Source organism: Mucilaginibacter sp. (assembly GCF_036383575.1).
Lineage (GTDB): Bacteria > Bacteroidota > Bacteroidia > Sphingobacteriales > Sphingobacteriaceae > Mucilaginibacter.
Map to the genome: position 1 here is coordinate 1 of NZ_DASVOB010000588.1, position 11,104 is coordinate 11,104.

An 11,104-nucleotide genomic window follows, 5' to 3' on the forward strand; every position below is an offset into this window, starting at 1 on the left:
AAATACCGTTGGTGTCGATCTGTGAAAACCCCGAAGTGCTCCTGATCCTGTCGTTGAAATAGGATGAGTAGGTGATGTAGTTGTTGGAGTATAGTTTCTTATTCCATTGCCTGAACCATTTGATACTGCTGCCCAGGTTACCATACTTGGTATAGTCGGTAATATTGATGCCGCTGCTGCCTGACGATAGGAACGATGGCAGGCCCAATTGCCTGCTGTTGTCAGTTTTATCGGTACCGGTGTATAAACTCCATGAAACTTTATCTTTTTGACTGATGCTGTACGTGTACTTGGCGTCAAAATCATAAAAGTATGAGCTTGGCGTAATCTGGTTGGCAAAACCACCGCCACCGAAACCGCCACGGCCACCACCACCCGGGCCACCACTTTGTGTGGTTGAAGTTTGGTTAAACTGGTTAAAGATCTTATTATAAAATGGTCCCTGGTATGAACGCCTTACAGCTAACAGCAAGGTCGACTTGTCCGACAGCGGCGTTTCCAGGTAACCGCTGGCGCTTAGTAAACTCAAATCGGTACCGATATTGGTTTCGTTTTTATTCCCTTCCTTGCCGTTAAGTTCGGTAACGCTCGAAAGCCTGCCGCCATACTTGGCCGTAAAGCCGCCTTTATACAACTGCACATCTTTGATGGCGCTGGCATTAAAAGCGCTGAAGAAACCGTACAGGTGGTCAACCTGGTAAATGGTAAAACCATCCAGCACAACTAAATTCTGATCGGGTGTACCGCCGCGTACATATGCGCCGGATGATGACTCGTTGGTGCCGCTTACGCCGGGCATTAGCTGGAAGGCCCTCAGTACGTCCTTATCACCCATTGTTGGCAGCTTATCCAAATTGGCCGGCGAAAGCTGTAACACGCCAACCTGCCTGCTATCGGTATTCATAACGCCGCTTTTTTTACCGGTAATGGTAACCTCGTTTAAGCTGTTAAGTGATGAATACAAACCACAGATCAGCGGCGAATTCAGCTTTTCGCTGCTCAGCCTGAAATAGTCGGTTTGATAACCTGTGTATGAAACCTCCACTACTGATGTATCTGAAGGTACCCTGAACATGGTAAAATAGCCGTCGGAGTTTGTCATTACGTTGAGGTCGGTTCCCCTGATCTTCACCGTGGCCGATGGCAGCGACTCGCCCGTTTGCTGATCGATCACGCGCCCGTTAATACTGACGAGGAAATGTTTGGGCTTAGCTTTGGGGGCCTCAATCTCTTTGGCCTTTACCGCATTGGATGATTGTAATGCTAATTTGTTGAGTTTTTGCAGCCGGGCCAGATCGTCGGTATTTTGAAGGATGTAGATGGTGCCGCTTGATTCTATCCAGTAATGCAGGCTGTTCTCATCACAAACCTTGGCAATTACATCTTTCAATGGTTCTTCAAAAAAGTGTTCTACCACGTCCATTTCATGCAGAGGCTCGCGTTCAAACACGATGCGGACTTTATAATCCATGGCCAGTGTATCAAGAAGCTCATCAAGCGGACATGAAAAAAAATGGTTAACTACGATCTTTTTGAGTTTTTGCTGCGTTTGCTGACTATGGGCCACCGAACCGCACAATACAAGGGTGGATAATAACAATAAGGAAAATTTCTTCATGTAGGGGTATATTTTCTTCGGTGCCGAAATTGCACCTTGTTTTGATGTACCTCAAATAAAATCGACCATGAGAGGCTTTGTGTCGACAAGACGGCAGGATGTGTGGTAGGGGAATACGTGGGTTAGCAAGGGTAAGTAGCAGTTATTAGTAGCAGTGGCAGGTTTTGGCGCGGAGATATAAGGAAATGCTTATAAAGAATGTCATTGCGAGCGCAGCAATCGCACGCAAGCAGAGCCGCCCTGTATAGTATGCGATTGCCACACCGCGCTACCCATGACATAATTTAAAAAACCTGTCATCCTGAGGCACGAAGGATCTTCTTCAACAAGCATGGTCGCTATACAGGGCGAAGAAGATGCTTCGTGCCTCAGCATGACAAAGGGGCAAATGTCATTTCCCCCTTCAAAGTCCCTGGATTTTACCTCCTCAGCATGACGGTATGGAGATATCATTTCAACTTCAGAGTCCAAGGATTTAAACACTCACAATGACATATTTTTATGTGGTAAAGCTTCTTACACCTTCCCAATCATCCTGTTGATCACATCACGGTAACCATCACTTAGCGGGATTTCGGTGTTGATAAGTTTGATGCGGGCGCGGCGCATCTCCGATACATGGTCGAGGTTAACCAGGTATGATTTGTGCACCCGGAAAAACTGGTCGGGAGGTAATTGCAGCTCAATAGCTTTGAGACTGATGCGGGATAATACCGGTTTTTGCTGGTTGATGAGGTGCACTTTGATATAATCCTTAAGTCCCTCAATGTATTCAACCTGGTCAAAGCTGATCTTTACCAGGTTATAATCGGCATGCAAAAAGAAATGGTTTTTGGTTGTAGGCTGCGGTACATAACTGCGGCGAAGCTCATACAGGTCAAGTGCTTTGTGGCATGCTTTTAAAAAACGGTCTAAGGGCACAGGTTTAACCAGGTAGTCTACAACATCAAGCTCAAAGCCCTCTACCGCAAATTTCTCATAAGCGGTTACAAATATCACCATCGGCTTTTGGGTGAGGCTCTTGATCAATTGTAAACCATTGATACCCGGCATGTATATATCGCTGAAAATAAGATCGATCTGCTCTTTTTGCATAGCAATGATCGCTTCACCCGCGTTACGGCACCGGGCTACCACTTGTATGGTATTCACATGCTTGAGGCTATCTTCCAGCAGGTCGAGCGCCAGCGGCTCATCGTCAATTATTAAGCATCGCATCATTTAAGTTCCAATTGCAGCATAACTATATAAGCCTGCTCGTTTTGATTGATATAGAGATTGTGTTTGCCAGGATATAGCAGTTCCAGCCGGCGTTTAACATTGGCCAGGCCAATACCCGAGGCATTGTCTTTACTGCCTTCGGCCGGGTTATATACATTTTGTACGCTGAAACGCAGGTTTTTTTCATCGGTAAAAAGTGTAATGGCTATGGCGGGGGCATCAATGTCGCCAGTGCCATGCTTAAAGGCATTTTCCACAAACGGGATCAGCAGCATAGGTTCGATGCTTTTTTCAGGCGCTTTAATATCTGAGCTAAAACTGATCTTCACCTGGTCGCGGAAACGGAGTTGCTGCAGTTCGATGTAGCTGCTGAGGTAATCTTCTTTTTGGCACAGCGTAACTTTTTCGGCATCGGTTACATAAAGCATGTATCTGAGCAGTTTGGAGAGCTGGATGAGCGTAGGCTCAACTGCCGAAGGGTTTAACCTGGAAAGCGCCACGGCACTATTAATCACATTAAAAATAAAATGCGGACTGATCTGCGAGCGTAAAAAAGCCAGCTCAGAGATCAGTGAAGCATTATCTATATCCTTTTTTTTGTTGATGACTTTAAACTGATCGGCAAGGTAGTGATAAGCAAAACTACCAGCTGTAATGGATAATAACGGGAAAATAACCAGGTAAGCCCCCTGCGACCGGTGATGTTGCCCCATCCACGGAAAATGAGGTAGCGGAAAATAATGCCGTACTGCCATCAGTATTAAATTGAATACCACAAAAGAGGCAAGCAATGCAAAAAAGTAAAGCCAGATATTCTTTTTTAAGATCTTCGGAATAAGGAAAAATGCGTTCAGGTAAAACTCGGCCGCCAGCACAAGGTTAAAACTGATGATGTGCCATACCGAAAAAGCAGGCTGTGGAAAACCTCGCATATCCGGCCTGGAAATTACCGGCGTAAATATGATCAGTGCCCAAAATAACAGATGGATACAAACTTCAATAATCAATGCCGGTTTTATCCGTTTAAACATATCATGCTAAGGTAGCCTCATTTTAAACCCGCACTCAATGTAATAGACGAGGGGGCAAAATGTGCCGACGAAAGTAAGTTATCTGTTGTATGGAAACCTAATTTATAACGCCGTTTTAGTCATATTTAACATCTATTAACATTTGCAGGCTTGGGTTGAAAACAAGCGTGTTAGCTGTATAAAACCAGCTGCATTTTCCGTTAAATTTGTTTAACAATTAATTACCTATGTCGATAATAAAACCTATCCTCCGAATTTTTGATTACGATAAAGCTATTGAGTTTTATATTACCTGGCTTGGCTTTAAAACTGATTGGGAACATAAGCCCGAAGGTGTGCCGGTATACATTCAAATATCCCTGCGCGATGTAGTGCTTTACCTCTCCGAACATCATGGCGATGCAAGTCCCGGCAGCCACGTAGCTATTGACGATTTTACAGAGCTAAGGGATTATCACGCTCATCTCATCGCCAAAAAATATAAATATAATCGTCCGGGCTTGGAAGTTCCCGAATGGAATGACAAGGCTATCACCATGACCGTTCATGATCCTTTTGGCAACAGGTTAACATTTAGTGAGGAATTGAAGGGATAAATATTTTTTGTTGAGAAAGAGTTATTGATAAAGTCCGAAGCAATGGTTTTGAGAAAATGCGTTTTATAAAGCAACTTACCAGAATTGCAAAGAATTGTTTTTTAATTAGGAGGCACCTACGGAGCCAATACATGTGCTTCATTTTGCTACAAACATGGTACTCCTACGGAGTTCTTAATGATGTACTTTTCAAACTCCGTAGGAGTACCATGTTTATAGGCGAAAATATTATTTAAAAGAAAGGCTCCAGTGGAGCCTTCTATTGCCAATTAGTTTACTATGGCAACGGTTTTGGATATAATTATCTCTTTTAATTATAAAATGTCCATGATACGCCAAACTTTAGGACAGCATCCTGTTGAGGGTAGCGGTTAACAGTATAATAACCTTTACTCCATGCACCCTGATTAATGTAATCATAAGCAACAAACAGGTTGGTACGTTGCAATGTTGCTTTGAAAAATACACCGAATATAGGGTATGATGAAAACGTTACGTTTGCACCGTTGTAAAATTGCCCAAGGCCCGGGGCATATGAAGGTGCTACATATTCTGTATTGTACCTCCCATTTATACCCATACTGGCATGTAATACATTAAGCAAAACCCGGTTAACGTATAAGCTGCTATAAGCATATACCTCGGGTGTACGGAGTGTATTTTGATAGTCGGTTTTTTGATATACTACGTAGTTGTCAAAATGCAGGCTGCGGTAGGTGAAGTTTTTACCAAGGCTTACTTTTAACAGGTTAATAGAACTGTTAAGCTGAGCCGGGCGTACATCGCTACCGCCATCCTGAGCTGTAAAATACAGGTAATTGCTTATCAAAAAGTATTCGGCCTTTAAATCAATTTGCAGGGCATTATTAATGTAGTTGAACGATGCGCTGGTAGTTTTCTGATTGCTGAAATCATTATGAAAAATATAATGATTGGAGATCCAGTTGTTATAAACCAACGGCGGTGAGCTGTTTTGCGAATAGGCCTCTAAAATGATCTTACCTGTTTTTTTGCCGCCTGCCAGGGTAAGTTTGGCATCATAAAGATAGTTGCCAAAGTCGCGGCCCTGGGCAATCTGCCTGAAATCGGCATCAAGCGCAATACGGTCGCTGAAACGGTAGCCCAGCTTGGCTTTCAGTGTAATATCCTGGAATGTGTTGTGCTGTACCTTATCCTGGTGAATGTATTTTGCACCATACTGGTTAAGGGTGGTATCGCTAACATATTGATTGTATGAATAAAAATCATGCACAAGCCCCAGGTCAAGCTTCAGCTCGTTCTTTACAAACTTTACCGATTTACTTCGGAGGTAAAAGCTATACGAAAACTCATTCTGAATATGCGTCACCACTGTCGAATCTCGCGACCGGTTATTACTGTAATAATAATCGGGGAAAACATTGTAGGTGTCAACACCGCTTTGCTTATACAGGTACCTGCTGTTTGATATATGGAGGGTATGTGATACGCGTTGGGTAGGCAGGATCTTTGAATTATCCTTGCCTTTGTTCAAACTATCTATCCTGCCTAAATAGTAAAACTGTTTAATGTAGAGGCCTTTATCGTTCCAGTTTTCATAACTGTAAGGCAGGCGAACTGCTGCCCTGTCTTTTGAAAAGGCGTTGTTTACATTAGTGCTGGTGAATACCGAATCGTTAAGGATGCTGCCGGTTTCGGGTGCTTTAAGATTATTGAATAATAGGTTGGCCAGCAGATTATACCGTTTACTTTTTGATTCGTACCAGGTAAAAATGGAAGCATTTAAATCGCTCACGTTTTGCCCCAGCACATTGTTAAAGTTGTAAAATCCCTTCGACCCGTTGAAATTAAGATTAAAACCGATATTCCAGTTGGGCTTTATGTTTTGGGTATGGACGATATTAAACACCTGTATGGCCGACCCGCCAAAGGCATTATACAGAGTAAGCTTGGTATAAGGTACCCGTGTGTTATAGTAATTGATATCCTGGGGCTTCAGCGCATAAATATCCAATGCATGTAAACCCAGGTCAAAGCCTATGGTCCTGCTGGGCTCAAAAAGCAAGGGCCGTTGCGATAAGCCAATATTCCCTAAATGAATCCGTGGACTGCGCGGATCAACAAGCGGACTGTAGATCTCAAAGTTAGTGATACCGGTATCAATCGGGAACAATTGTGTACTGTCGTTCAGCAAACGCTCGTTGGTAACACGGATAAACTTGGAACTGAAAACCACCGAATCCTTTTTATTCTCTTCCTTACGCCTTAAGCTGTCCAGGAGCTGATCGTCGGTCATTTGTTTTTCCTGCTTGCGTGCAGTATCACGGGTAGGCAGGTTACGTGGATTGGTACGGTTTCCATACTGCGCAAAAGCAGCCTGTACCGACATACACATCAGCAATAAAAAAATATATTTGAGCTATTGGCGCATTAATTACCGGCTATCAGTTCTTTAAGTATCTGGGTCATTTTGGGTTCGGCTTCTTGCGCAATAGCAAGGATCTCTTCAAGCGTTATCGGCTTCAATATTTCAGGAAAGCCCTCATCTGTTAATACCGAAATGGCAAATGTTGGGATCCCCATGTGGTTGGCAACAATAACCTCGGGCACGGTGCTCATGCCAACGGCATCGCCGCCTATGATGCGCAGGTATTTATACTCGGCACGGGTTTCCAGGTTAGGGCCGGTTACTGCTACATAAACCCCTTTATGGCAGGTTATATTGTGTTTTTGGGCGATGGCCAAACCTTTTTCGATCATATCATGACGGTAAGGTTCGCTCATATCCGGGAAGCGTGGGCCAAGCTCCTCATAATTACGGCCAACCAGCGGGTTTTGCGGCTGCAGGTTAATATGATCTTCAATGATCATCAGGTCGCCCTTTTTAAAATCGGGGTTAAGTGAACCGCTGGCGTTTGATACGTACAGCGTTTTTATCCCCAGGTATTTCATCACCCTAACCGGGAAGGTGATCTGCTGCATGTTGTAACCTTCGTAATAATGCAAGCGACCCTGCATGGCAACAACTTTAACACCTGCAAGTGTACCAAAAATAAGCTTGCCCGAGTGGAACTCCAATGTTGAGATAGGAAAATCAGGTATGTTGGAGTACATCAGCTGTTTTTCGACCTCAATTTCTTTGACAAGGCCACCAAGACCAGTACCTAAAATTATACCCACTTCGGGTTCAAAATCGCCTATGCGGTTTTTGATATACCGGGCGGTGCCTTCAATATTGTCTAACATATGTTTGTACTAATTCGTCAAATTGTTGTTGCCCGTTATTTAAAAAACTTACGCCTATTGGCAATACCAAAACGGGCAGTTTTTTAACCATCGGAAGCAGGTCCTGTTCCCCTAAACGCTGCGCATCCTTTTCTGTTGTGATGATCACTTTTTTTTGTGATGCAAAGGCCGAAAACTCATCGGCAAGTTTACTGATATTTTTTAAGCTAAAACGGTGATGATCGGGATAATTGTGATGAACAACCAGCTGTGTTTGCTTTTTGAGATGTGCTAATAATGGTTTGGGATTAGCTATGCCTGTGAGCAGGAAAACAGTGGTTTGATTGTCGATGGTGTTTGTAACCGTAGTACCGTTCATAGCTTGAACAGGCAGATAGTTTATCGTTGTAAAAAATAGTGACTGATGTGGATACGGCTTGATCCTTTTTATTACCCGCCCCTGTTCAAGATCGGTTAGTGAAGCAGGGCATTTACTGATGATGATCACATCCGCCCTTTTACGCCCGCCAAACGACTCTCGTAGGTTACCTGCCGGGAGCAGGAAATGAGGCTCGTTAACCCGGCTGTAATCAAAAAGCAAAATGCTGAAACCTGGCTCAAGCGCACGGTGCTGGTAGGCATCATCTAAAACAATAACATCATGATTGTCCTTTAACTGCTCAACACCATTAACCCGCTTCTCGCAAACGGCTACATCAACATCCGGAAATTTATGTTTGAACTGGGCTGGCTCGTCGCCAATGTCGGATGCTTTACTTTCGGCAGTAGCCATTAAAAAGCTTTTGGTAGCACGACCGTAGCCGCGGCTAAGTGTAGCTATGTTATAATTGCCTTTCAATAGCCTGATCAGGTACTCTGTCATCGGGCTTTTGCCTGCGCCTCCAACGTCGAGATTGCCCACTACGATCACCGGCATATCAAACCCGGTACTTTTAAAGACCCCCCGGTTATAACACCAGTTACGGATACCGACAACCAGGCCGTAAATCAGCGAAAAGGGTATTAAAAGCCAGCGCAGGAGTTTCATATATGGTTTTTCTCAACCCGTCATTGCGAGGTACGAAGCAATCCCCAAATTACAGGTCCGCTCTGTAGAGTTCGCGATTGCTTCGTACCTCGCAATGACGCATTTCTTCTTTTATTTATTTGCAGAACAGCAAAGTTAATATTTGAAGCCGATTTATTGAAGCTATTGGTGGATGGATAGTTTAGGCTTTTTTGAAATACAGTATACGTATAATAAAAAGAATACGTTATTTGGGTAAATGACCTTTACCTTATGGAACCGCTTCAAAATATCCAGCTTATCTTTAAGTGCCCTAAAACGCTAAACGATCTTACACCTTGTAATAGTGATTGGTATTGTGCCGGTTGCAACAGGGCAATTATGGATTTTAGGGGAGTGCACGAAGAACAAATATTGAATTCCCTAAGCAACGCCGATAAGATACATTGCGGGATATTTGATGCTGGAAGGATAACTTATACAGCGCAACCCAAATGGCAGCGATGGCTTTCGGCGGGGTTAATTGCATTGGGATTGACCACTGTAAATTGCCGCGTTTTTGCTCAGCAAAAAGGCGGGGCTTCGGGTAGTGATACAACCCTTGTAAAACCAGGAGTTGCCGCCGACTCTATAAATAATCAAATTACTTTAGGGATATTTTCATTTTCGGCACAACCGGAATATATTGGAGGGATGGCCCGGTTTTATGATTACATTAAAAAGAATTTAAGTAAAGTATCGGTTAAGGAAGTACAAACCACAATTGTGAAATTTAGTATAGAGAAAGATGGTACTTTGGTTAATACCAAACTGGTAAGTAAGGAGAATAATAAGATAGATGAGCAATTGATACGCCTTATCAAAGGATCAAGAAAGTGGAAACCGGGAATAATAAATAGTCGTCCGGTAGTGATAGATTACAAGTGCACCGTTACGGTTACAGCGACTGGCAGTATTGATATAGATGTTGAGCAAATAAATCAGACTGCATCAAAATAGGGATTGGCAGGTATTATTTTATATCAAACAAAGATGACTTATTCATGCGGTCAAAAATGCTTGACATTCAGGGTAACCATTAACTTCTTATCATGTTTGCTAAAGGCTAATAATGATTGGGCCTACTAAGGTGCTTTTTTTGATTGCCTTTTTTATTAAAGGAACAAGCTTTGATAATTCAGCATATGTATTGATCGGGGCTATCATTACAAATACGCAAATGGTATATTTTTTGAAGTTTTGCTGATGCTGCAAATTCTTGTCGAAAGTCAACAAAGCATCAAAGCCGTCATTTAATAATAGTTTTAACAGTTCACCATTTTTTACGCCGTTCCAGCCTTTATCGGTTACAGTATATACTTCGTGTTCGGGAAAATCAAGCTTTAGTTTTTTAGGGAGATTCTCATCAAGCAACAGCTTCATAAAGTTGTGTGATATTCTTTGAGGTTACGATTTTACTGGCGATGTCTAACAATGCAATAGCCTGTTCTTTTTTTACAGATGGGAAATCATCCAAAAAATCGGCAAGCGAAATCCCGGCTTCCAGATGATCAAAGAGTGTATCAACAGGCACTCGTGTGCCGGCAAACACTGGCTGACCTCCCAAAATATCATGATCGATATTAATCACTTCGCGGATCTCCATGGTTTCAAAATTAAAGTTTGATGCGATAGCCTTTTCGGGTACGCCATTTATTAATAGCCTTACGCGTTTTATTGATTGCTGCAATTTGCTTATCAGAGAAAGTAGGAGCACTCAATAAAAATGATTCTAATTCTTTTAGTTCATTGTTATCGAAGCCTATATCTATCTGAACTTGCATACTCAAATTTACGAAATTTATTTAATTAGTTTTTCCTATAACAACTATAGGAAAGCTTACCATCCCACCACCCCAAACTGCTTTAAATGGTGCGTAAAATGTTTGCCATGCCATATGATCCATTCATAATAATCCAACGGACCGAAACCACCGTGGATCACTTTAACATCATTCGTGTTGAAATACCTGTCGAAAGTATCCAGCTCTTTCATTAATTGATTAATGGCTGTTTCGAGGTCGGGATAGGTTAGCGTATCGGGTAGCTCTTCCAAGATAATATTGCGGGGCATTTCAAAGTCGGTATAAATGCCGGCTTGCTTACGTGCGGCGGTATTTTCATGTGGCCCATCCCAGGTTGGTATCCTGGTACCGTTGGTGTATTGAACCTGGGTTATAAGGTGCTCAATCATTTGTTGAGGTGTCATTTTACCCCAAAGTGGCTTAGCCTGCGCATCAAGATTAAGGAATAAGCGATACAATACTTTGCGATTGGTGGTATCAACAAACTGGCTCATGAGGTAACGGGTTTTTAGCAAATATAAAAAACATAGTATTTTGAGTAGTCCCTCCACATGAAACAGATG

Annotated in this window: 11 protein-coding genes; 2 read left to right on the forward strand and 9 right to left on the reverse strand. The window is 42.8% G+C overall.

All coding sequences use genetic code 11. From position 1 onward, the window contains the following. The 3 genes from VF500_RS21040 to VF500_RS21050 all read right to left on the reverse strand — a co-directional run. Positions 1-1,618 (reverse strand): TonB-dependent receptor (locus VF500_RS21040; protein WP_330861563.1); only part of this gene is annotated, 1,618 nt, incomplete at its 3' end. Between the two features lie 516 nt (positions 1,619-2,134). Next, complete coding sequence (locus VF500_RS21045; RefSeq protein WP_330861564.1) at positions 2,135-2,836, reverse strand: LytTR family DNA-binding domain-containing protein; 702 nt, start codon at positions 2,834-2,836, stop codon at positions 2,135-2,137. Next, positions 2,836-3,870 carry a sensor histidine kinase gene (locus VF500_RS21050; RefSeq protein ID WP_330861565.1) on the reverse strand — a complete coding sequence of 345 codons (1,035 nt, stop codon included), beginning with the start codon at positions 3,868-3,870 and terminating at the stop codon, positions 2,836-2,838. The genes VF500_RS21045 and VF500_RS21050 overlap by 1 nt, the downstream gene beginning before the upstream one ends. Before the next feature lie 227 nt (positions 3,871-4,097). Between VF500_RS21050 and VF500_RS21055 the strand changes: the two genes are divergently transcribed. Next, on the forward strand, positions 4,098-4,466 hold the full coding sequence (locus VF500_RS21055; protein ID WP_330861566.1) for a glyoxalase superfamily protein: 369 nt from the start codon (positions 4,098-4,100) through the stop codon (positions 4,464-4,466). 310 nt (positions 4,467-4,776) lie between these two features. Here the strand turns inward: VF500_RS21055 and VF500_RS21060 are convergent, their stop codons facing one another. Genes VF500_RS21060 through lpxK form a run of 3 tightly spaced genes read right to left on the reverse strand, consistent with a single transcriptional unit; the run spans position 4,777 to position 8,718 of the window. Next, a complete protein-coding gene (locus tag VF500_RS21060) occupies positions 4,777-6,834 on the reverse strand; it encodes a putative porin (protein ID WP_330861567.1) in 2,058 nt (685 codons plus the stop codon). A 41-nt stretch (positions 6,835-6,875) separates the two neighbouring features. Next, entirely contained in the window at positions 6,876-7,691 is an 816-nt protein-coding gene (locus tag VF500_RS21065; RefSeq protein ID WP_110587356.1) for a purine-nucleoside phosphorylase, read from the reverse strand. Next, entirely contained in the window at positions 7,675-8,718 is a 1,044-nt protein-coding gene (gene lpxK, locus VF500_RS21070) for a tetraacyldisaccharide 4'-kinase (RefSeq protein ID WP_330861568.1), read from the reverse strand. Before lpxK ends, VF500_RS21065 begins: the two co-directional genes overlap by 17 nt. A 252-nt stretch (positions 8,719-8,970) precedes the next feature. On the opposite strand from lpxK, the gene VF500_RS21075 reads away from it, so the two are divergent. Next, positions 8,971-9,696, forward strand: coding sequence for a hypothetical protein (locus VF500_RS21075; protein ID WP_330861569.1), 726 nt, complete (start codon positions 8,971-8,973; stop codon positions 9,694-9,696). A gap of 99 nt (positions 9,697-9,795) precedes the next feature. Here VF500_RS21075 and VF500_RS21080 read toward each other — a convergent pair whose 3' ends face one another. From VF500_RS21080 to VF500_RS21090, 3 genes are all read right to left on the reverse strand, one after another. Beyond that, positions 9,796-10,119, reverse strand: a complete 324-nt coding sequence (locus VF500_RS21080; protein WP_330861570.1) for a hypothetical protein — start codon at positions 10,117-10,119, stop codon at positions 9,796-9,798. Continuing rightward, complete coding sequence (locus tag VF500_RS21085; RefSeq protein WP_330861571.1) at positions 10,103-10,453, reverse strand: DUF433 domain-containing protein; 351 nt, start codon at positions 10,451-10,453, stop codon at positions 10,103-10,105. Before VF500_RS21085 ends, VF500_RS21080 begins: the two co-directional genes overlap by 17 nt. Positions 10,454-10,576: 123 nt before the next feature. Then, positions 10,577-11,104: hypothetical protein (locus VF500_RS21090; RefSeq protein WP_330861572.1), on the reverse strand; the 528-nt coding region annotated here is incomplete at its 5' end.